Raw genomic sequence first — 21,861 nt, forward strand, 5'->3', positions numbered from 1 at the left:
CCCCGCATAAGATACGTCGTTAACGACGTCGCTATGCACGTGTCTTAGCCGATCACCCCACGCTCAGGCAGGCGGTGGCAACCGGGCGGTTACGATCCAGGCTCGGGCGGCCGAGGAACTGACCTTGCTGCCAGATGGCTCGGCCATTGCCGAGATGCTGAGCGACTACGGCGTCATGCGCGATCAGGCTCAAGCGTGCAACCGCGCACAACACCCGGTGTCAACCACTCTCGGGGGACGAATGCCCGATCAAACACAACTTTCCCACTCCGCGCTGTGCCCGCCATCTGATCGATCCCTGCCGCCTGGACTTAGAGAACTCGCATCATGACAGCTTACGAACCAGGTTGTGCAGTCGCGCCCAGTACGCCCGGTAATAACAGATCATCGAAAGAAGGCGCCGATATGGCTTGCGGCAGTCTTCCTAAATGCCACATGCCTCAGAGACCCACTGCCGAGCTAACCCCCAGTGATCCTTCCAGGCGCCCCAGGCAGAGCGCGCCCACGTCCAGGAGTGCGCTTCGTACTCGTCGAGGGTGTCGGCAAGCACCATATCGGAAATCGTGAATCCTCCCCTGTGTAGGGGCTTGGGCGGCTGGACTCGAGCGAACTTCCTGGGACCATCGAAAAAAGCCTTGAGCCGGGGATGCAGGTTACAGGTCAATCCTTGCTCCATTGACCAGCACATCGCAGCCAGATGGGCAGCGGCCGATTTGGAAGAGATCATGTAGATTTCCGGGTGCTGCAAGCAGTAGGCGTCAACTGTCAGCCGATGAAAAGCGAAGTAGGAAGCATCGGAGAACTCCTTCTCGGCCAGAGCACCGAATAGCTCCCGACATCCATCGAGCCCACCAACATCTGACGCGCCACAAAGCGGACATTCTCTGTTGTGCGGGCCACTCACGTCGTGACGTGCCCCGCCAATCCCAGCAGCGCCACGGCGGCAAAAGCAATCCACTGCGGCATATCGCGGTGTCGTTGCCGCTTCCAAATCACGACGGTGAAGCTCCACACTGCGAGCAGGGCTATCAGGATCGTTCCCGCCAGAGCGAAATCCCTCCATCCATTTGACATCGCTGCAGCGATGTAGCCTGCCGCAGCCCCGGCCATGACCAAGGTCACAAGATGCCAGCACAAGAAGAGCACGTACTTCACGTCGTCCTTGAACTCACGCGAAGCGAGCAGCGGGCTCACGACTTCCTTCTCGCCCGCCGTCAGATGGACCAATATCAAGACCAGAAGGCCGGCCGCCGCAGTCCAATACGCAATCATGGTGCATCCTATTCTTTAGAAAAATCCTGAACAGCGGCATTTGGCGACCGCCGAAACTGAGCAAGACCATCTCCTTCGTCGCATCGATTTAGCCTCGATCCGACCGCCACATGCGCTTTTCACCCATGCTGAACTGTCGCAGACCCGTCTTTCGCGCAAGCTGCTCTGCCGCGGCATTCTCGATCGCCGTCTCGGCGATGAACGTTGTCAGACCGAACCGCCGGGTAGCCCAGGGAAGGATTGCTGCCATAATCTCGGTCGCCGCTCCGTTACCCCAGCAAGACGAAATCAACTCAATTCCAAGATCGGCCTGACCGGGCGCCAACCCTCCCATTCGAACACCGACATTGCCGAGGTATGTTTTCGGATCGTCACGGGGCGCGACCGCGAGTTGGTAGTTCAGCCTGGGTTCCTCGCGTTGCCAGAGAAGAAAAAGATCGAAAACCGACGAAGCATGCGCCGCGCCGCGTTCACTCTCCAGATGGAACCGCGAGAACTCCGGATCCATGTGGCAGGCAATGAATGCTTCACGGTCATGCTCCGTAAACTCCCGGACCATGAAGCGGTCCGTAGTCATGAGGCCCGCAATCGACATGTGTCTATCTATCCTTTCCACGGATGAACAATTGTGTGACATGCCAGCGCCGCCCTTCCTTGCCAACCTCGCAGCGTCGACATGGGTCTGAACCATTACCGGTCACCTCATCGTCGACTCGTCGTTGTTGCCGACAAAAACTCACACGGTCTCCGCGTATCCAGAAGCTCAAGGGACAGGATGCCTTGAGCCGAAGCTTGCAGACATTTCATAATGGTGCGCAACTTGCAGGATGTTTCGTTCGCCGCCGGGCTTTCCGACAATTTGCAGGCCAATCGGCATGCCCTTGCTGTCGAAGCCGCAGCAGACGGTAACAGCAGGCAGCGCATAGTAATTGGCAAAGGCCGTGTTCTCCGGCGCAACACCCTGATCCGGATTATTTGCCGCTGCCTCGATTGACGGAACGCACGAGGTCAGAGTTGGAAGCAGGATTATATCGGCATCGGCAAACGCATCGCGAGTGACATTGGCCCGATCTGCTTCAATAGTGTCCAAGCCGGCTTGGGGATTCCAGACCGGCACCGCGGATTCACCCAACCCGTATCCAACGCCCCGGAGGATGTTCACCGCCTGGTCGAAGGCATGTCTGATTTCCCCGTCGGATTTGAGATTGTTTCCAATACCAAGTCTCAGGCTGGTGGCTGGATCTTCAAGGTCGGCGAGAGAAATATTGCCCTTGCGCTCAGACAGCACATTCAACATCAACGCGGTATCGGAAGCGCTGCGAGTCGTGATCCCTGCATGCGCCATCCAGCGGATAAAGTCATCGACAGGCTCGTCGCCCAAGATGCCTTTCGTACTGATCAGATCAAAGCCGCCCTTGAAACCCACCACACCGCAACATGCCGCAGGCAGGCGCGTCGAACCGACCGCATCGGTATCAATCGTCGCATAACAGAGCCCGGCAGCCACAGCGACTGCAGAGCCAGCAGACGAACCGCCGGGAATATAGGCTTCGTTCCACGGGTTTCGCACCGGACCAAAACAGCTGGTAAGTCCTGTGGTCGCCATCCCCAGGGCATCCATATTGGTCTTCCCGACAATTATTGCGCCGGACCGTTTCAGTCTATCGACGGCTTGCGCATCCGCCTCCGGCACGCGGTCCTTGAAGTGCTCGAACCCGGCGGTGGTTCTGACGCCGGCCGTATCGTAAAAATCCTTCACAGCCACGGGGATGCCGTGGAGCGGTCCGCGACGGTTACCGCCCTTGATTTCCGCTTCCGCCTGCCTTGCCTGCTCGCGGGCGTCATCGTCCATCACCGTGATGAAGGCGTTCAATTTCGGGTTCAACGCAGCGATCCGTCGCAAACATGCTTCGACTACATCAATCGGCGACACCTCCCGCGAACCGATGCGCGTGCCCAGATCCTTGATGCTATCGTAGTACATTGAAGTTGGCCCTTCTGTTCAGGGTGTCGATTTGTCCTCGCGGACCCGCCCCTGCTTTATCGATGGTGGACATCCAGGGGATTGCTGTTTCTGTACCTCACGGCGTGGGCAGGTCTCGCACGAAATCTACGATACGCTCTGCGACAGCCGGCGCCGCCGCGTCGGAAAGAATGTGCCCCATACCGTCGATCACTTCGATCGGAGCATTTCCCAGGGCTGCCGCCGTGCTTTCGGCATGTACCAGCGGAAACCATGGATCATCATCGCCATGAAGAACGAGCGCAGGGACTTCGATTGAGCGCAACAATGCTCTTCTGTCGCCCGTTCGGATCGCCGCCGCCACCTGCCGCTCGGCGGCGTTCGGGTCCTGCACGGCCATGTCGGCCTCCACCCTCGCAGCAACTTCGACATCCGGCATCCTGTTGGCCTCGCCCTCGAAGATGCGATAGAACCGCGCGAGTTGATCGGCCATCGGTGCGGACGCGTTGGGCGGCGGCTCGGACATTGCCGCCATTGCCGGGCCGTAAGCCAGCCCCGGTTCTCCCGATGTGGACGAAACCGAGATCAACGACAGCACCCGGTCGGGGTACTCCGCGGCAAGAACCTGGGCGATCATGCCGCCAAGCGAGTGGCCCATGACATGTGCGCGGTCGATGCCGGCAGCGTCGAGGACCGCAATCGTGTCCGCAGCCATGTCGGAAAGGTCGTAGGCGGCAGAACCGTCCGCGCTCAATACCGTGCTTTGGCCTGAATCGCGATTGTCGAAAAGCACGACGCGAAAACCATCGGCAAGAAGTGCCTTTGTCAGCCCATCGTTGTGGGGCCGTGTCGCGACGCCCTGGCCGTTGATGACGATAATCGGAACGCCGGCCTCAGGGCCATGTATCCAATAGGCGAGGTCCACCGCGCCGTTCCTGGCGATGTCCGCGCGTTCCTGCGCGACTGCAGGGGTCAGCCATAGCAATGCGACAAGCGCGGCAGCCGAAGCATGTATCATGGTCTTCCTCCTATTATTGTATTCGATTCGCCGATGCCCCAATGCGTATCCGCCGGACTTTCTGGCCTGGTTGCCCCAATCGCAGCCCATTTCGCCTGAACGGCTCAGCGTCGGCCGCGAAGGTATTTTCCGAGCGATTCCAGCATCCCTTCCCAGCCGGATCGATGGCCGGCGACGTCATCCTGGCCATCGAAATAGAGACCCTGTTCGATCAGCCTCATCCGCGTGCCGTCTCCCGTCGTCTCGAAGGTGATGGCGAGTGTGCCAGCGAAGGTCAGCCGGTCGGCGCTCTTGAGGGACGTTGCGTAGACGATCCGCTGTTCCGGCTCGATCAGCAGATAGCGGTTCTCGTTGATGTATTGCGGACCTCCCTTGGGGCCGAAGCGGCAGATGTCCGTTTCGCCGACGTGGAAGCGGAACCGCTCGAAGCTCATCTCCCAGCCCTCTCCGGGTTCGCCCCATGTCCGTTGCGCATCTTCACTCGACCAGGCCGCGAAAACCTCTGCGATCGGCTGGTCGAAATCTCTCGTCAGGTCGACGGTTCCCTCCACGATGCTCATGCCATTGTCCCTTCGTGATGTTGTTTCTGGCGTGGACCGAGACTGCGCCGGATCGGCCTCAAACGTCAGTGTCAGACTCGACAGTTTCGGGGCATTTGTGCCAGAACTTGAGAATGCCGATACGCCCACGTCCTACAGAACCTCTTCGTGTTTCTATCCTGAGCCTGCCGGAAAGCGGGACGATGGCCGCCTTCGGCCTGCACGAAGTCCTCGGTGACACGGGGACAAACGACCAGGCGCTGTCCCGCCCGATGCACCCGAAACTGGTGGCGCATCGCCGAGGGCCATTCCGGTCCAGCACCGGGTTGATGGTCACGCCCGATGGCGGCCTGAATGGGGATTGTGCCGACGTCATCATCATCTGCGACATCCACCTGCACCATGACGATGCGCTCGACGGACGATGGCCAGCAGAGATCGAATGGGTTCATCGCCACATCGACCACGGATCCCTTGTTTGCTCGACATGCAGCGGTGCCGTGCTTCTGGCCGAGGCAGGCCTTCTGGATGGCGCCGAGGCGGCATCGCACTGGACGATGGCCGACCTCTTCCGCGACCGGTATCCAGCCGTCCGGTTCCGGCCAGAGCGCATCCTGTGCGACAGCGGGCGCGGCGGGCAGTTGATCACGACGGGCGGGGCATCGTCCTGGCAGGATCTCGCGCTTTACCTGATCGGCCGGTTCTGCGGCGCGGACGAGGCGGCCCGCATCGCGCGACTGTTCCTTCTCGGCGACCGAGGCTATGGACAGTTGCCCTTTGCGTCGATGGCCCGGCCACGGCAGCACAGCGATGCGGTCATATCCAGGATCCAGGAATGGCTCGTCGATCACTATGACACCCCGGCACCTGTGGCTGTCATGGTGGATCGCTCGGGCCTGTCGGAACGCAGCTTCAAGCGCCGCTTTTCCGCCGCCACCGGCTATACGCCCGTCGAATACGTTCAGGCGCTCCGGATCGAGGAAGCCAAGCAGATGCTCGAGACCGAGGACATGGGCATCGAAGACATATCCGCCGCCGTGGGCTACGAGGATCCGACCTTCTTTCGCAGGCTGTTCAAGCGCCGCGCCGGCGTCACCCCGGCGCAGTATCGCCAGCGCAACCGACTCCGCAGTCTTCCCAGGTAATGGCTGTTTTGCCCCGAAACCGGTCGAAACGCCTCTGATCTGGTCCGGTCCGATCTGCGACGGTGGGGATGCAAGTTCCACGGGACAATCAGGAGACCGGACATGGATTTCTACCACACCCCAACCAGTTGCTCGCAGGCCACGCACATTCTTCTGCGCGAAGCGAAGCTCGATTTCCGGCCACATCGTGTCGACATCTTCAATCGCACGCTCGCGGACGGTTCCGATTACACGCGGATCAATCCCAACGGCTATGTGCCCGCCCTGGTGCGTGATGATGGCATGCTGCTGACCGAGAACGTTGCCATCCTGGACTGGATCGCAAGCCAGGCCGATGGTCTTCTGCCCACGGGCCGACTTGGGCGAACGCGGCATCTGCAGATGCTTGGCTTCATCTCGACCGAACTGCACAAGCCCTGCATCCCGCTGTTCTTCATCGAGGACGCGGAACAGCAGAGCCGGATCCGGGATCTGCTGTCGTCCCGGTTCCGCAGGATTGGGTCAATGATGGCGGGCGACCATCTGTTCGGAGACCGCTTCACCGGCGCGGATGCATTCCTTTATGTCATGCTTCGCTGGGCAGCGATGCTTGAGATCGCGACGCCGAAGGTTTTCGACGCGTTCGTCGACCGCGTCGAACAGAGGCCCGCGGTGCAGGCCGCTCTCGCCGCCGAGGCGGTGTCGCCGTTGCACGCCGACGTGGCAGAATGCGCCTGATCAAGGCCGCCCCAAGGGCGAGGCATCATTAGTCCCCAGGGGAGATCGAAGGAGCACCCTCATGACACAGGCGCTTTCCGTCCTTGCGGTCCTGCTGGTCGCCGTGACCATGGGCCTTGCACTTGCCCATGCGCTGGAGTTTCCGGGAAAGCTGCGGCTGGACGAGCAGACCTATCGCGCCGTGCAGGCGATCTATTATCCCGGCTTCACCATCGGGGGGCTGATCGGAGAGCTGGGAGCACTTCTCCTTCTGCCGGTCCTGCTGTTCCTGCTGCCAATCGGCGGCGACCGGTTCTGGTGGACTGCCGCCGCCCTTGCCTGCCTGGCCGCCGGGCACGCGGTCTACTGGCTCGTCACCCATCCGGTGAATGCGGTCTGGCTGCAGGACACGGACATTTCGGGACCGGGAGCCGCCTTCTTCTCCATCTATGCGGGACGCGAAGCAGATTGGCAGCACCTTCGGAACCTATGGGAGTATTCCCACATCGCGCGCGCCGTGCTGGGCATGGTCGCCCTGACTGCCATGGTCATCGCGCAGACAGCTTAGGGCGGGCTGACGCGATTGACGGATCGAAACATCGAAAAGCGGATCGAGGAGAAACGCCAGATGACGACAAATGACAAACGCGGCTTGGTCCGCATTCTGAACATCGATGCGGCGACCTGTCTCGCGATGGGGCTGCTGCTGGTCCTTGCCGCGCGCCCGGTCGGCACAATCACGGCCATTCCTGGACCGGTGCTGTTCTACGCCGGCGTATTGCTGATCCCGATCGGCATCTGCATGGCCGTGATTGGCCGCGCCGGAACCGGCAGCGCGCTTGCTGTATGGCTCGTCATCCTCGGCAATGTCGGGTGGACACTTGTCAGCGTGGCACTGCTCGCCTTCATCACCCCCAATGTCCTCGGAATCGCGCTGATCCTTGCGCAGGCGCTGATCGTCGGCCTTCTGGCCTGGCTCGAATACCGCGCCTGGAGCAGCTTGGGCGACCGCGCTGACGCAGTTGCATGATTGCGGGCGACTGTAACGGCGGAGAGGCGGGATTACACAGCGGAAAAGAACGACGCGCGGCATTGAGCCTTCAGTCCCGCGCGCCGAAAGCCACTCGGCTCGTGATTGTGGCCAAAAGAACTGGAGAGGGTTGGATATCAGGCCCGTCCCCTCCGCCATCTTCCCAGTCACGATATCCGTCCGACGGGCTTGGTCCTTGACCTGTTTTGACAAGTCGCCGGGATGTGGAACCCTTTCGCGGATTGGCGGTTAAGCCCGACGGTCTCTTTATGCATCTTCCTGCAAAAGAATATCGACAAAGTTTTCAGAGCATTTTCCGCAAGGAGTTTGCCTAACCAGGCGCAGAATTATTGCCAAATCGTTAATCGGGGTTTCTAATCCATGAACCAGTTCCGGGAGGAGTACGCTCATGCCCTACGATTTCGCCTATAGGCAGCTGTTGACCCTGATTGCCGCGCGCAGCCAGCAATGGCTGCGCAACCGGATCGACCTGATGCCTCAGAGTTCGGTCCCAGAAGATCAGATCGACGATCTGGCGGAAATGGTGGTCGCGGCCCATATCTGCTCTGGCTTGAGGGGAACCCCGGCGCCGTTGCAGGCTTTTGTCCAAAGCCGATTTACCCCGGAATTTACAGATTTGTTTGTCGTCCGATTTCAAAGCGATATGACAAACGCCACCCATCCCGGCGGCGCCTTGCTGCGGTGCCTGCCGATCGATCAGCGCGAGGGGATCGCGCTGCCGGATACCCGATCCCTGGCGGACCGCCTTGCAGCAAGAGACACGCCCAATCCGGCCCTGTGGGCCGAGGTGGAGGCCGAACTGCGCCGCCCTATCCCCGAGGAACGGCTGAACGACCGCGCCATCGAATCCTATGCCGGGGTGCTGATGCTCGCATACAGGTTCGGGGCCGAGCGGCCGCGCTTTGCCAGCCTTCAGACCTATGGGGACGCCTTTGCGAACTGCCTTCGCTTTGCCGACTGGGCGCGGCGGAAGGGCAGGCTGGTGCCGCTGGCGCAGATGATCTTCTGCCTGTGCCTGATCGACCCCGACCATGACGTAACGCCGATGCTGGCCGAGGCCATTTCAAGCCAGCGGCCCGACGGGTCCTTTCCCGCGCGGATCGGCTTTGGAACCGCCGATCAGGACGGCGCGGCGCTGCGGCCAACGCTGGCGGTCCTTGTCGCGCTGCACATGGCGATCCATCGCCGCTGGCGCGCGCCGCGACCCACCATGCCGATGGCGGCCTAGAACAGCCCCTCGATCTGACCCAGATCGTTCAGACCGATGGTTTCGGCGGCAGGATGGCGGGGCAGGCCGGGCATCGTCATGATCTGTCCGCAGATCGCCACGACAAAGCCCGCACCGGCGTTCAGGCGAACCTCGCGGACCGGGATCACATGGCCGTCCGGGGCGCCCCGCAGGTCGGGATCGGTGGAAAAGGAATATTGCGTCTTGGCAATGCAGACGGGCAGGGTGCCGTAACCCTCGGCCTCCCAGGCCTCCAGCTGCGCGCGGACGCCGGGCAGGGCCTCGACATGGGCGGCGCGGTGGACGCGGGTGCAGATCGTCTCGATCTTCTGCCACAGGGGCATCGAATCGGGATAGAGGGTGTGGAAATCGGCAGTCTGGCCTTCGACCAGTTCCACGACGCGGCGCGCCAGATCCTCGGCCCCCGCGCCGCCCTGCGACCAGTGCCTGCACAGGATCGCGTCGACGCCATGACGCGTGCAGTAATCCTGAAGGGCCGCGATCTCGGCCGGGGTGTCGCTGTCGAAATGGTTCAACGCCACCACCAGGGGCACGCCGAAGCCACGCAGGTTTTCGATATGGCGTCCCAGATTCGCGCAGCCGCGCGTGACCGCGCCCGCATCCTCGGCCCCCAGATGGTCCTTGGCCACGCCGCCGTTCATTTTCAGCGCGCGGATGGTGGCGACCAGAACCACGGCGGCGGGGGACAGGCCGGCCAGGCGGCACTTGATGTTCAGGAACTTCTCGGCCCCCAGATCGGCGCCGAAGCCTGCCTCGGTCACGACGTAATCGGACAGCCGCAACGCAGTGTCGGTGGCGATGACGCTGTTGCAGCCATGGGCGATGTTGGCGAAGGGTCCGCCATGGACCAGGGCGGGGTTGTTTTCCAGCGTCTGCACCAGGTTCGGCTGCAAGGCATCGCGCAGAAGGACGGTCATCGCCCCGTCGGCTTTCAGGTCGCGGGCAGTGACGGGGCGGCGGTCGTGGGTATAGGCCACGACGATCCGGCCCAGCCGGGCGTGCAGGTCGTCCAGGTCGCGTGCCAGACACAGGATCGCCATCACCTCGGACGCGACGGTGATGTCGAAGCCGGTCTGGCGCGCGAAGCCGTTCGACACCCCGCCCAGCCCCACCACGATGTCACGCAGCGCGCGGTCGTTCATGTCCATCACCCGCCGCCAGGTGATCCGGCGCGTGTCGATCTGAAGCGTATTGCCCCAATAGATGTGGTTGTCGATCATCGCCGCCAGCAGGTTGTGGGCTGCCGTGATCGCGTGAAAATCGCCGGTGAAATGAAGGTTCATCTCCTCCATCGGGACGATCTGGGCGTGGCCGCCCCCCGCCGCGCCGCCCTTCATGCCGAAATTCGGCCCCAGGCTCGCCTCGCGGATGCAGATCGTGGCGCGCTTGCCGATGCGGTTCAGCCCGTCGCCCAGTCCCACGGTGGTGGTGGTCTTGCCCTCGCCTGCCGGGGTGGGGTTGATGGCCGTCACCAGCACCAGATGGCCCCGCGGGCGATCGGCCAGACGGGCCAGGGTGTCGTGCGAAATCTTGGCCTTGTCTGGGCCATAGCGCAGGATGTCGTCGTCGCCCAGGCCCAGCCGGTCGGCGATCTGGGCGATGGGCAGCTTGCGCGCGGCGCGGGCGATCTGGATGTCGGTCGTCATGCCGCCCCGGATGGCCCGGCCCGCCGCGCCTGTCAACAGGCAGGAGGACCGTCCCGGACCAAAGGCCGGGGTCAGTCGTTGCGGGTCAGTTCGGCCCGGACGGCGGCGCGCAGGACGGGCAGCAGATCGGCCTCGAACCAGGGATTGCGGCGCAGCCAGCCGGTGTTGCGCCAGGAAGGATGGGGCAGGGGAAAGACCCCCGGCGCGTGATCCCGCCAAGAGGCTACGGCGCCGGTCACGTCGCGCAGCCCAAGATGCCAGCGGATCGCGTGGCCGCCGACCAGCAGCGTCAGGCGCGGGCGCAGGGCCGCCAGCACGCTGGCGCGCCAGGTCTTCGCGCAGATCGGCGGCGGCGGCAGGTCGGATCCGCGTGGGTCATAGCCCGGAAAGCAGAAGGCCATCGGCACGATGGCGATCCGGTCGCGGTCGTAGAAGACAGGCTCGGCCAAGCCCATCCAGTCGCGCAGCCGGTCGCCCGACCGATCCGTGAAGGGCCGCCCGCTAAGGTGGACGCGCATTCCCGGCGCCTGGCCCACCACCAGGATGCGCGCCTGGGGCCGGAACCAGGTCACCGGACGGGGTTCATGCGCCGTGGCGGTCGCGGCAAAGCGCGGCGCGCACAGGCGGCAGTCCTGAATGGATCGTTCCAAGGGCGACATGACGAAGAGATAGTGAAAATCTGCTGCGGATGAAGTGCGTCAAATCTTTGTTGAAAGAGTATCGCAAAACGCGAAAACTGGACAGCACGGTCGCCTGATCGTAAGCGTGGCGGGCGTCCGTAGGACGTCTCGCGGGGGCGGAAGGGGCAGATGCTGGAATTCGAAAACGTCTCGAAGTCCTTCTGGACCGGAACGCGGCGCAAGGTGATCCTGGACCGGGCATCCTTTCGGGTCGAACCGGGCAACTCGCTGGGCATTCTGGCGCCGAACGGCACCGGCAAGACCACGCTGATCAACATGATGTGCGGGCTGGAAAAACCCGATGAGGGCGCGATCCGGCGCGGCTGCCGGATCTCGTTCCCGCTGGGCTTCATGGGCGGCGTGGTCGCCAAACATTCGGCCAATGAAAACGCCCGCTATATCGCCCGGATCTATGGGCTGGATCCCGACTATGTGTCGGCCTTCACGCGCTGGCTGACGGATATCGACGAATATTTCGACCGGCCGGTCGGCACCTATTCCGCCGGGATGCGGCAGCGGTTCACCTTTTCGCTGCTGCTGGCTCTGGAATTCGACATCTACCTCATCGACGAGGGGATGCCGCGGACGACGGATGTCGAATTCAACCGCAAGGCGGGCGCGGTGCTGTATGACCGGCTGAAGACCGCGACCGTCGTGATCGTGTCCCACCAGCCCGCCACGATCGAGAAATTCTGCCGGTCGGCCGCCATCCTGCGGGACGGCCGGCTTTATCATTTCGAATCCCTTGCCGAGGCGACGCAGTATCATGACCACACCGCCTAAGGTCCGCCGCTATCACGCCTCGGCCGCTGAATCGGTCCGCCCGGCCGAAGGGGATGGCCCGCCCTCGGCGCCCGGCGCGGACATCCGCATCACCGTGCGCAAGCGGCCGGTTGGGGCGGACAGCGCGGCCGGAGACGACGAACGCGACCGCTTCATGCGCACCGATCCGGTGGATGACGGCCTGCCGCATGTCGCGCCCGCCCCGGCCCAAGGCGATGTGGACGCGCAGCTTGCCCTGATCCGCAGGGAAAACCTGTCCGAACGCCAGCTGCGCATCGCCCGCCGCATCGCCGCGCTGCACCAAATCGAGGTCGGATCGGACGAGGAAGCCGTGCTGCGCCTGCGCCAACGCGGCATCGACCCGTCCCATCGCGCCGCCCTCAGCCAGATCCTCTCCAGCGAGGGAAGCCGCGCGCAGGCCCAGCCCGCGGCGAACACGCCTGCGATCATGCCGCGCAATCAGGCGGCCCCGTCGGCGTGGCCCGGCAACCCCTCTGCCGCGCCGCGTCCCGACCTGCCCAGCCGCGAAGCCCTGACCGAGGAAAAGCGCGCGGCCCAGATTTTCCGCATCCAGCAGGACATCGCCCGGCGCAGGCGGCGGCGGATGGTCATGCTGGCCCTGCGCCTTCTGGCCTTGGTGATCCTGCCGACCGCCGTGGCGGGCTGGTATTACTTCAGCTTCGCGACCCCCCTTTACGCCACCAACTCGCAGTTCCGCATCCAGTCGGCGGAAGGCCAGGGGGCGGGGGGCGCCGCTGGGCTGGGCGGCCTGCTGGGCGGATCGCAACTGGCGACGAACACCGATTCGGTGGCGGTCCAAAGCTATCTGACATCGCGCGACGCGATGCTGCGGCTGGACGGCGACAAGGGCTTCCGGCGCGCGTTCCAGGATCCCGCCATCGACCCGATCAAGCGGCTGGCCCCCGATGCCACGAACGAGGCGACGTTCGACCTGTACAGGAAATCGGTCAAGATCGGCTATGATCCGACCGAAGGCATGATCGACATGGAGGTGATCGCCCCCGATCCCCGCCAGAGCCAGGACTTTTCCCTGGCCCTGATCGCCTATGCCGAAGAACAGGTGGACCAGATGACCTCGCGGCTGCGCGACGACCAGATGGAAGGCGCCATCGCCATCTATCGCGATGCCGAGGCCAAGGTGCTGGCCGCCCAACGCCGCGTGCAGGAATTGCAGCAGACGTTGGGCGTGCTGGACCCGGTGGCCGAAGGCACGGTGGTGATGAACCAGATCTCGGGGCTCGAGACGCAGCTGGCGGCAAAGCGGCTGGAACTGGGTCAGTTGCTGTCGAACCCGCAGCCCCTGCCAAGCCGCGTGGCCGCGCTGCGCGGCGATATCGCCCGGCTGGAGGAGATGATCGCCCAGACCCGCCAGAAACTGACCCAGGGGGGCGAGAACCGCAATTCCCTGGCGCTGATCTCGGGCGAATTGCGCATCGCGGAAAGCGAATTGCTGACGCGCCAGGAACTGCTGGCCACCGCCGCCACACAGATGGAGGCCGCCCGGATCGAGGCGAACAAGCAGGTCCGTTACCTGTCGCTGTCGGTCGCCCCCGTCGCCCCGGACGAGGCGACCTATCCCAAGGCGTTCCAGAATACCCTGGTGGCCTTTCTGATCTTTTCGGGTATCTATCTGATGCTGTCGCTGACGGCGTCCATCCTTCGCGAACAGGTATCCGCATGACCCAAGCCAAGCATATCCGCATCCGCGACCTGTCCTGCGGCAACGATCTGCCGCTGGTGGTGATCGCCGGTCCCTGCCAGCTGGAAACGCTGGACCATGCGCTGATGATCGGCGAACGGATGGCCGAAGCCTGCGCGCGCGCCGGGGCGGGCTATGTCTTCAAGGCCAGCTACGACAAGGCCAACCGCACCTCGCTGTCCGGGCGCCGGGGCGTGGGCATCGACGAGGGGCTGGAGCTTCTGGCCACCGTCCGCGAACGGCTGGGCTGCCCGGTGCTGACCGATGTGCATGATGCCGAACAGGTGGTGCGGGCGGCGAAGGTCGTGGACGTGATCCAGATCCCGGCCTTCCTGTCGCGCCAGACCGACCTGCTGCTGGCGGCGGGCAAGACCGGCGCGGTCGTCAACATCAAGAAGGGCCAGTTCCTGGCCCCCTGGGACATGGCGAATGTCGCGGACAAGGTGGCCTCGACCGGGAACGGCAATATCCTGCTGACCGAACGCGGGGTCAGCTTCGGCTACAACACCCTGGTCGCCGACATGCGGGCGCTGCCGATCATGGCGCGGACCGGCTATCCGGTGATCATGGACGCCACCCATTCGGTGCAGCAGCCGGGCGGGCAGGGCGGATCGTCGGGCGGGCAGCGCGAATTCGCGCCGGTCATGGCCCGTGCTGCGGTGGCCCTGGGCGTGGCGGGCGTGTTCATCGAAACGCACGAGGATCCGGATTGCGCGCCGTCGGACGGGCCGAACATGATTCCGCTGGACCGGATGCCCGCCCTGGTGGAATCGCTGATGGCCTTCGACCGGCTGGCCAAGGCCGACCCGGTGATGGGCTAATCCGCGCGGCCTGCGGCATCGGCCGAGGCCCAGGCCCACTGGAAATTGTATCCGCCCAGCCACCCGGTCACATCGACGCATTCGCCGATGAAGAACAGCCCCGGAACCTTGCGGGCCTGCATCGTGCGCGCGTCCAGATCGCGCGTGTCGATGCCGCCCACAGTCACCTCGGCCGTGCGATAGCCCTCGGTGCCGACGGGGCGGACCTGCCAGCGGTTCACCCGCGCCCCCAGGGCATCCAGCCGCGCGTTCGGCTGGTCGGCCAGCCGCGCCTGCGCCAGGCCCATCTCCTCGCAGATCGCGGCCGCCAGACGGGCGGGCAGGGCATTGCCTAGCACGGACGCGATACCGGCGCGCCCCGCCCGCGTTCGTTCGGCCTTCAGATCGGTGGCGATGTCGCGTCCCGGCGCCAGGTCGATCTGCAAGGTCTCTCCGGGGTTCCAGAAGCTGGAGATTTGCAGGATCACCGGCCCGCTGAGACCGCGATGCGTGAACAGCAGCGCATCGCGGAACCGCCCGTCCTTGTGGCGGATCTCGGCCTCGACCGAGACGCCGGCCAGCGGGCGGCACAGCGCCAGTTCCTGTTCTGCGAAGGTCAGCGGAACCAGCCCCGCGCGTGTGTCCACCAGCCGCAGCCCGAATTGCGCCCCGAGGTCATAGGCGATGCCCGTCGCGCCGATCTTGGGGATCGACTTGCCCCCCGTCGCCACCACCAGCCGGGCCGTGCGGATCGCCCCGCCCGCGGTTTCGACCACGAACCCGGTCCCGTCATGGCGGACCGATCGCGGCGCCGATCGCATCCGCAGATCGGCGCCGGACATCCGGTCCAGCAGCATCCGCGTGATCTGCGTGGCCTTGCCGTCGCAGAAAAGCTGCCCTTGGGTCTTTTCGTGCCAGGCGATTCCGGCCCGGTCCACCAGCCGCACGAAATCCGCCGCCGTGAAGCGCGCCAGAGCACTGGCCGCAAAGCGCGGGTTCCTGGACAGAAACCGATCCGCCGCGGTGGCGAGGTTGGTGAAATTGCACCGCCCACCGCCCGATATGCGGATCTTCTCGCCCGGCTGGGCGGCATGATCCAGGACCATCACGCGCCGTCCCGGCCGCAGGGCCGAGCCCGCGCAGAACAATCCCGCCGCGCCCGCGCCCAATATCAGAAGATCGACCTGTTCCATCCGGGCGGCATAAAACGGCGTGGCGCGGGGCACAAGTTTTGCGATTTTCGACTTGCACCCCCCCGCGCCCTTGGCTATTCACCCTCCCACAGTTGGGGCGTGGCCAAGTGGTAAGGCATCGGTTTTTGGTACCGTGTACCGTAGGTTCGAATCCTACCGCCCCAGCCAACATCATCCAAGTTCTTGAAAACTTTACCTGAAGAGGCCGCGAGGCAGTCAAAAGGACTCATGTCCTCCTGTAACGCGACAGAATCCCGGTGATCTGAGGGAAGGCCCCGGCATATCTGGGAACAGCTAATATTAACCGGGAACTATTGAATATCAGAGGCTTAGAGCGGCCAATCTCTGGGCGACTTAGAGAGCCGCATTTGCATGTTAGGTCGGAATCGGTGCGAGGGCAGTTAGGGCGGGCGGGCCGTGAGTTGCGTTAGACAGGCCGTAACAGTCGAGTAAACCACTGTTTACACGCGACTAAACGCCGGATCGAGCCGAAGGGCTGTGGTTGCGAGAGCGAGCCAACATGCAAATTTTGCGAGGCTTTGGAGGTGCATTTGCATGTTACTAAAAATCAATCACTTAGTAGGCTTTATCGCCATTGAGTGGATGCGGCCCTATCGGAACTGAAGGGCCGCAACGGTTTGCGCTGGGCGCATAGCTTAAGCGCCGTCTTTTCAGCTGACGGTCATCACGAGCTTTCCGCCGGTCAGGGCGACGCCTGCGGGCAGGGTTGCGCCGTTGTTGACGACGGCGACGCCCGGCCCGGTCAGGTCGTGGGTGCCGGCGGGCAGGCCGGTGGGCAGGACGATCTGCGCGGCGGCGGCCAGGGTGAGCGTGGCGGTTACGGTCGGCTCGACCAGCCCGGTGCCGATGGCGCCCGAGCGGAAGCGTTGCAGCGGGGCGATGCCGGATGCGCCCACGGTCGCGATCGTGACCACGGTCGGCGTATCGGTGCCGTTGGCCTCTCGCCTGGGGGCGACGGTGAAGGTCTCGCCCGCCTGGGGGGTGCCGACGACATCAGACAGCCAGATCCTGTAGTTGCCGCCGCGGTCATGGATGCGTTCCACCCCGGCGATCCGGGCGGTGAAGCCGCTGACGGACCCAGTGACCGTCTTGCCGACATGGGCGTAAATATAACGGATCTTCTCCATCCCGCTTTCCGCCGTGACCACGAGGCCCCGCTTGAACTCCAGCCGCCCCGCCACGGCCAGTGCCGCGGCGCTGGTCCCGTCCCAGCCCACCTGCGGGCGCAGCCCGTCGATGATCAGCGATCGGGCTGTGCAATCCGGTCCCAGCAGCACCTGTCCCCCCCTGGCCACCAGGTCCAGGTCGGCGGCCGCGCCGGTCAGCGCCAGGCGCCCGCTGACCACCTCGGCCGACAGCGGCTGCGCGGCGCCGCCGATCCAGATTTGGCCCGCCAGACGGGTGAGGATCGTGCCCGCATCGGTGATCGTCCCTACATCCAGCCGTCCCGAGGTCATCTCCAGGACGCCCCCGCCCAGGGCCAGGGCCGCGACGCTGGCATTGACCGTCCCGAACCGCACAAAATGGCCGTCCAGGTCGGCGCTGTCCGCGACATGGGTGCCGGGCAGGTCTTTCGACGACCAGTTGCGGCGATTGTCCCAGCGGAAGCCATCGGTGCGCGGATCGGGGTAGAACACAAGATCCGCAGGCGCCGTGCGGGCGGGGATCGGAGAGCCAAAGCGGCTCTTGGTCCAGCGGATGTCCTCGCGCACGATGTCGCCGATACTGGGGGCCGCGGCGACATGGGCGACGTATTCCGCGACGCTGGCCCACTGCTTGCCCAGCCTTTCACCGGCGCGGCGCCAGATCGTCGTCTCGTCCAGGGTCGCGGGGGCCAGCCCGCCCACATTGCGGCTGGCCGCGCCCCATTTCCAGACCTGCGTGTCGTCCGTCATCTTGGCGCTGGTGGACACGCCGTCGTTCCAGTTCACGGCCTTGTGGGCCTCGGCCGGATCGTCGGGGTTCTTGCCATGGGCGATGACATTGCCCACCATCGAGGACAGCGGGCCGTTCACGTCAAAGCCCCAGTCAAGCGCGCCTTCCTCGTAGGCGACACGCTTGTAGCCCGCCGAATAGATCACGTTGTCGATCACGTTGTTGAACTGGCCGACGCCGCCGGTACTGTTGACCGCGGCGCCCAGGTTGTTGTCGACCAGCAGGTTGCCTTCGAGTTGCAGGCCGGACCGCATCTGCACCCCGCAGGAAGACGACCGCGACAGCAGGTTGTTGCGGATCGTGATATTGAAGGTATCGGCGGCGAAATACAGCGCGTGCGAATATTTGGACATCGGCATCGGCATGGCGGCGCTGCCGTTGTAGTCGTATCCCTCGGCCCATCCGGCATGGTCGATCAGGCAGGAATCGACCAGGATGTTTTCAGTATAGGCTGTGTAGATGCCCGTCAGGTGGTGACCATTGGCTATCCATTTGCCGTCCGCGGAAATCTTTTCCGCCTTCGGCTTGTCATGCCACGGTTTCAAGATAGTGGTTTCTCGCACCGTGGCAAAAAACGTCTTCTGCAGATCGAGTACCCGGCCGATGTCCACATGGTCGAAAGCAAGGCAGTAGCCATACCAGGTCTGCACGGTATCGTTTGGGGCCATATTGGCGTCTCGCAGGGTTTGCACGTCCTGGATGACGCAATAGGGCAGCATGAGGAAGTTGCTCCACATGAAGATAACCGGGTCCGCGCCCGTGCCGAAGGCGCCGATCAGCATGGGATGCAACTCGTCCTCGCCGCAGAAGCCGTCCCATTTGTAGTTGCTTTGATTATAGCCGGTGACGTAATCATAGCCCCGTTCCAGACGCCAATGGTCCGACCGGCTGGGCTTGCCCGCGCCGGCCAGATCGGACCGGATAGCACTGAACAGATCAAAATGGATCGCGGTGGCGGCGGTGCCGCCGTATTGCGGCCGGGTCAGCAGCCAGGCGCCGGTGACGGTCGCCTCGGAGACGCCCGCATCGGCCGCGATCTGCGCGCGTGTCAGCGCGGCCGAGGACCGCGACAGATACCATTTCCGGTGGCGCCGACCCGGCTCGCAGACGAACCGGCCGCTGGTATCCACGGGCAGCCAGTAATGCTCGCCCGAGGGGTGGCCGCGACGGGCGGCGGCGGCGCTGACGGCGATCTCGGCGCGGCGGCTGTCGGGCAGATCGGCGCTGAGGGTCTGGGCATCGAGGATCCCGTGCAGCGCAAGGGATGTCCGACCATCCGACCGGGACACCGCCCGTCCGGCCGATACGCCGGTCAGGGCGCCCTCCAGGACGTTGAGGCGGTTGCCATAGGCCATATACGAGACCACCTCGGGCACCACGGCATAGTCAGTGACCGTGACGGCCGGATCGTCGCCCAGGGCGGCCGTGACGGTCTCTCCCGAAGCGTGGGGGAAATGGATGTAGCGAGCCATGTTAAGTCCTCCGATAGACGGCTGCGAGGCGGCCGGCATTGCCGCTGACATTGGGGGTGGCGGACAGAGTGCGCGTGGCCGATCCGGTCGCGTCGGTGGCGATGCCGATCCAGAGTTGCCATGGAGCGTGGCCTGGTTTTGCGTCAAGGCGTCGGTCGACAACCTCCGTCACGCCAGCCGCCGCGTCGACAATCCCATTCTCGGCAGTCGGGGTCGAAACCATAGCCATGACGCACAGATCCCCAGCTTGTGTTGCCGCCTGGAGCGATACCGGCGTCCCGACAATCATCGTGACTCGAAGATTCGGAATCAGCGTCTGCCGCGCCATACCCTTGAGGGCGAGGATTTCGGCAGCAAGTGTAGCGCGTCAGATAAACGGTCCGTTTGCGTCAGAAAAACGGTCCAGAATCGACTTTAGAAGGAATTGCTTGCACCCTTGAAGGTCGCGCGGTGGAGATGACGGGCAACCGCATCGGAGATGCGCCCGTTCTGCCGGACCTGCTGGCGCAGGTCCCGCTACAAGAGCGGATCGGCAGCGTTACCGCCGACGGCATCTATGACACCAAGGATGTCACACCGCCATCGCGGCCCGAGGGGCCGATGCCATCATACCGCCGCGACGGAATGCCAGGGTCTGGAAGGGCCACGATCCCGGCCTGCAGGCGCGAAACGAAGCGCTACGTGCCTGCAAGCGGTTCGGGCGGGCCAACGGGAAGAAAGGGTCCGGATATCACCGACGAAGTCGCGTCGAGGCCAAGATGAGATGCCTCAAGCCTATGGGCGAGCGCATCATGGCCAGAGACTTCGACAGGCAGGATGCGGAGGTTCGGATCCGCATCGCATTCATGAACCGCTATACATCACTCGGCACGCCCGAGACCGTCCGCATGCGCTGACGATAGACGGGAAAGGGACACTTCCGACCTCATCCCAATAGCGCAACAAAGCCATCATAAATTAAAAAAAATCAAATGGCTAAATTAATATTAGCAGGCTTAGGGCGCGTGCTTGCACGCACGTTCTCACCCCGCCTCCCTTACCCGTTCCTCGACCACCTCGAAGGGTACCCCCGGCTGATCCTTCGCCGCCCGGATCACCAGCGAGGTCTTGACGCTGGCGACGTTTGGCGCCGCCGTCAGCGATTGCGTCAGGAACCGCTGGAAGGTCGATAGATCCGGCGAGACGCATTTCAGGATGAAGTCGATCTCTCCGTTCAGCATGTGGCATTCGCGGACCAGCGGCCAGTTCTGCACAAGCGCCTCGAAGGCCGACAGGTCGCGTTCGGACTGGCTGGCAAGGCGGACCATGGCGAAGACCTGCACTTCGAACCCCAGTTCGCGCGCGTCGATGTCGGCGTGGTATCCGCGGATGAAGCCCGTCTCCTCCAGCGCGCGGACCCGGCGCAGGCAGGGCGGGGCCGAGATGCCGACACGGCGGGCAAGCTCGACATTGGTCATTCGGCCGTCGGCCTGCAATTCGGCCAGGATCTTGCGGTCGATGTCGTCCAGTTTCGCGCCGGCCATGCTGTTCTTTCTTGATCGGGTTCTTGGCGTTGCCGGAAACTACAATGCGGGCATCGCGCGCGCAACATTCTTTCCGGGCGCGTCCTGCGTTGCAGAGTCGGATGGGAAGGACTACCTCATGCACAAACACCGGATGGGACGCAAGATGACCGACACGACGCATGTGAAACTTCTGATCATCGGCTCTGGCCCGGCGGGCTATACCGCCGCCGTCTATGCCGCGCGGGCCATGCTGAAGCCGATGCTGATCCAGGGGATGCAGCCCGGCGGCCAGCTGACCATCACCACCGAGGTCGAGAACTGGCCCGGCGAGACCGAGATCCAAGGGCCCGAGCTGATGGTCAAGATGGAGGAACACGCCCGTGCCATGGGCGCCGAGATCGTCGTGGACATGGTGACCTCGCTGGACCTTGGACGGCGGCCCTTCGTCGCCACCTGCGACAGCGGCCGGGTGGTCACGGCGGATGCGGTGATCCTGGCGACCGGCGCGCAGGCCCGCTGGCTGGGCCTGCCGTCCGAGGAGAAGTTCAAGGGCTTCGGCGTGTCCGCCTGCGCGACCTGCGACGGCTTCTTCTATCGCAACCGCGAGGTGCTGGTGATCGGCGGCGGCAACACCGCCGTGGAAGAAGCGCTGTTCCTGACCAAGTTCGCCAGCAAGGTGACGCTGGTCCACCGCCGCGACAGCCTGCGGGCCGAGAAGATCCTGCAACAGCGCCTGTTCAAGAACCCCAAGGTCGAGGTGATCTGGGACCACGAACTGACCGAGGTTCAGGGGGTGGATACGCCGCTGGGCGTGACGGGCGTGGTCCTGACCTCGACCAAGGACGGCAGCACGCGCACGGTTCCGGCGGACGGCATCTTCGTGGCCATCGGCCATGCGCCCGCCAGCGACCTGGTGCGCGATCAGTTGGAGCTGCACAACGGCGGCTATGTGAAGGTGGAACCGGGCAGCACCCGCACCTCGATCCCCGGCGTCTTCGCGGCGGGCGACCTGACCGACCACATCTATCGCCAGGCGGTGACAAGCGCGGGCATGGGCTGCATGGCGGCGCTTGATGCCGAACATTGGCTGGCCGAACACGACGCGGCGGGCGAACCCGATCCGGCGCATGGGGAACTGCCCGAAGCGGTCGCGGGGTAGGCGGGGCCTATCGA

22 protein-coding genes, 1 tRNA gene and 1 pseudogene are annotated in these 21,861 nt (G+C 64.1%); 11 read left to right on the plus strand and 13 right to left on the minus strand.

The window, feature by feature from the left end:
* Positions 1-52: 52 nt before the first annotated feature.
* The 7 genes from PARHAE_RS21200 to PARHAE_RS15315 all read right to left on the minus strand — a co-directional run bounded on the left by PARHAE_RS21200 (position 53) and on the right by PARHAE_RS15315 (position 4,813).
* Entirely contained in the window at positions 53-193 is a 141-nt protein-coding gene (locus tag PARHAE_RS21200; RefSeq protein ID WP_164555274.1) for a hypothetical protein, read from the minus strand.
* Between the two features lie 231 nt (positions 194-424).
* Positions 425-1,012, minus strand: a complete 588-nt coding sequence (locus tag PARHAE_RS22165; protein ID WP_420899415.1) for a DUF5946 family protein — start codon at positions 1,010-1,012, stop codon at positions 425-427.
* On the minus strand, positions 901-1,272 hold the full coding sequence (locus PARHAE_RS15295) for a hypothetical protein (protein WP_126155441.1): 372 nt from the start codon (positions 1,270-1,272) through the stop codon (positions 901-903). The genes PARHAE_RS22165 and PARHAE_RS15295 overlap by 112 nt, the downstream gene beginning before the upstream one ends.
* A gap of 88 nt (positions 1,273-1,360) precedes the next feature.
* Entirely contained in the window at positions 1,361-1,867 is a 507-nt protein-coding gene (locus PARHAE_RS15300; protein ID WP_164555275.1) for a GNAT family N-acetyltransferase, read from the minus strand.
* Positions 1,868-2,035: 168 nt separating this feature from the next.
* Positions 2,036-3,256, minus strand: coding sequence for an amidase (locus PARHAE_RS15305; RefSeq protein ID WP_126155443.1), 1,221 nt, complete (start codon positions 3,254-3,256; stop codon positions 2,036-2,038).
* A gap of 97 nt (positions 3,257-3,353) precedes the next feature.
* Positions 3,354-4,253, minus strand: coding sequence for an alpha/beta fold hydrolase (locus tag PARHAE_RS15310; protein WP_164555276.1), 900 nt, complete (start codon positions 4,251-4,253; stop codon positions 3,354-3,356).
* A 104-nt stretch (positions 4,254-4,357) separates the two neighbouring features.
* Positions 4,358-4,813 (minus strand): SRPBCC domain-containing protein, encoded by a 456-nt coding sequence (locus PARHAE_RS15315; RefSeq protein ID WP_126155445.1) that lies wholly within the window; start codon positions 4,811-4,813, stop codon positions 4,358-4,360.
* 182 nt (positions 4,814-4,995) lie between these two features.
* On the opposite strand from PARHAE_RS15315, the gene PARHAE_RS15325 reads away from it, so the two are divergent.
* The 5 genes from PARHAE_RS15325 to PARHAE_RS15345 all read left to right on the plus strand — a co-directional run bounded on the left by PARHAE_RS15325 (position 4,996) and on the right by PARHAE_RS15345 (position 8,912).
* Complete coding sequence (locus PARHAE_RS15325; protein WP_126155447.1) at positions 4,996-5,937, plus strand: GlxA family transcriptional regulator; 942 nt, start codon at positions 4,996-4,998, stop codon at positions 5,935-5,937.
* A gap of 102 nt (positions 5,938-6,039) precedes the next feature.
* On the plus strand, positions 6,040-6,654 hold the full coding sequence (locus tag PARHAE_RS15330; RefSeq protein WP_126155448.1) for a glutathione S-transferase C-terminal domain-containing protein: 615 nt from the start codon (positions 6,040-6,042) through the stop codon (positions 6,652-6,654).
* A gap of 61 nt (positions 6,655-6,715) precedes the next feature.
* Positions 6,716-7,201 carry a DUF1772 domain-containing protein gene (locus PARHAE_RS15335; RefSeq protein WP_126155449.1) on the plus strand — a complete coding sequence of 162 codons (486 nt, stop codon included), beginning with the start codon at positions 6,716-6,718 and terminating at the stop codon, positions 7,199-7,201.
* Between the two features lie 15 nt (positions 7,202-7,216).
* Positions 7,217-7,663, plus strand: a complete 447-nt coding sequence (locus PARHAE_RS15340) for a hypothetical protein (RefSeq protein WP_126155450.1) — start codon at positions 7,217-7,219, stop codon at positions 7,661-7,663.
* 664 nt (positions 7,664-8,327) lie between these two features.
* Positions 8,328-8,912, plus strand: a complete 585-nt coding sequence (locus PARHAE_RS15345; RefSeq protein WP_126155451.1) for a hypothetical protein — start codon at positions 8,328-8,330, stop codon at positions 8,910-8,912.
* On the opposite strand, the gene PARHAE_RS15350 is transcribed toward PARHAE_RS15345, so the two are convergent.
* On the minus strand, positions 8,909-10,579 hold the full coding sequence (locus PARHAE_RS15350; protein WP_126155452.1) for a formate--tetrahydrofolate ligase: 1,671 nt from the start codon (positions 10,577-10,579) through the stop codon (positions 8,909-8,911). The genes PARHAE_RS15345 and PARHAE_RS15350 overlap by 4 nt on opposite strands.
* A 71-nt stretch (positions 10,580-10,650) precedes the next feature.
* Positions 10,651-11,238, minus strand: coding sequence for a uracil-DNA glycosylase family protein (locus PARHAE_RS15355; RefSeq protein ID WP_126155453.1), 588 nt, complete (start codon positions 11,236-11,238; stop codon positions 10,651-10,653).
* A 150-nt stretch (positions 11,239-11,388) separates the two neighbouring features.
* Between PARHAE_RS15355 and PARHAE_RS15360 the strand changes: the two genes are divergently transcribed.
* The 3 genes from PARHAE_RS15360 to kdsA are packed head-to-tail and all read left to right on the plus strand — an operon-like array spanning position 11,389 to position 14,583.
* Positions 11,389-12,042, plus strand: coding sequence for an ABC transporter ATP-binding protein (locus PARHAE_RS15360; protein ID WP_126155454.1), 654 nt, complete (start codon positions 11,389-11,391; stop codon positions 12,040-12,042).
* Entirely contained in the window at positions 12,026-13,744 is a 1,719-nt protein-coding gene (locus PARHAE_RS15365; RefSeq protein WP_126155455.1) for a KpsE/RkpR family capsule polysaccharide export protein, read from the plus strand. The genes PARHAE_RS15360 and PARHAE_RS15365 overlap by 17 nt, the downstream gene beginning before the upstream one ends.
* Positions 13,741-14,583 (plus strand): 3-deoxy-8-phosphooctulonate synthase, encoded by an 843-nt coding sequence (kdsA, locus tag PARHAE_RS15370; RefSeq protein WP_126155456.1) that lies wholly within the window; start codon positions 13,741-13,743, stop codon positions 14,581-14,583. The genes PARHAE_RS15365 and kdsA overlap by 4 nt, the downstream gene beginning before the upstream one ends.
* On the opposite strand, the gene PARHAE_RS15375 is transcribed toward kdsA, so the two are convergent.
* The gene (locus PARHAE_RS15375; protein ID WP_126155457.1) at positions 14,580-15,755 is read right to left on the minus strand and encodes a BaiN/RdsA family NAD(P)/FAD-dependent oxidoreductase; all 1,176 of its coding nucleotides are present in this window, start codon (positions 15,753-15,755) and stop codon (positions 14,580-14,582) included. The two genes, kdsA and PARHAE_RS15375, sit on opposite strands and share 4 nt — an antisense overlap.
* Positions 15,756-15,848: 93 nt before the next feature.
* Here PARHAE_RS15375 and PARHAE_RS15380 point away from each other — a divergent pair.
* Positions 15,849-15,923 (plus strand) — tRNA-Gln (locus PARHAE_RS15380).
* A gap of 503 nt (positions 15,924-16,426) precedes the next feature.
* On the opposite strand, the gene PARHAE_RS15385 is transcribed toward PARHAE_RS15380, so the two are convergent.
* Entirely contained in the window at positions 16,427-19,183 is a 2,757-nt protein-coding gene (locus tag PARHAE_RS15385) for a right-handed parallel beta-helix repeat-containing protein (protein ID WP_126155458.1), read from the minus strand.
* A 1-nt stretch (position 19,184) separates the two neighbouring features.
* Positions 19,185-19,511, minus strand: a complete 327-nt coding sequence (locus tag PARHAE_RS15390; protein WP_126155459.1) for a hypothetical protein — start codon at positions 19,509-19,511, stop codon at positions 19,185-19,187.
* A 104-nt stretch (positions 19,512-19,615) separates the two neighbouring features.
* Here PARHAE_RS15390 and PARHAE_RS15395 point away from each other — a divergent pair.
* Positions 19,616-20,079: pseudogene (locus PARHAE_RS15395) on the plus strand (IS5 family transposase); the annotation flags it as partial.
* A gap of 126 nt (positions 20,080-20,205) precedes the next feature.
* Here the strand turns inward: PARHAE_RS15395 and PARHAE_RS15400 are convergent.
* Positions 20,206-20,706: an Lrp/AsnC family transcriptional regulator gene (locus PARHAE_RS15400; RefSeq protein ID WP_126155460.1), complete on the minus strand. Its 501-nt coding sequence runs from the start codon at positions 20,704-20,706 to the stop codon at positions 20,206-20,208.
* A 118-nt stretch (positions 20,707-20,824) separates the two neighbouring features.
* Here PARHAE_RS15400 and trxB point away from each other — a divergent pair, with 118 nt between their 5' ends.
* Complete coding sequence (gene trxB / locus PARHAE_RS15405; protein WP_241232845.1) at positions 20,825-21,847, plus strand: thioredoxin-disulfide reductase; 1,023 nt, start codon at positions 20,825-20,827, stop codon at positions 21,845-21,847.
* Positions 21,848-21,861: the final 14 nt, after the last annotated feature.

Origin of the sequence: Paracoccus haematequi, from assembly GCF_900631945.1 — a bacterium.
In the GTDB taxonomy this organism is placed as follows: Bacteria; Pseudomonadota; Alphaproteobacteria; order Rhodobacterales; family Rhodobacteraceae; genus Paracoccus; species Paracoccus haematequi_A.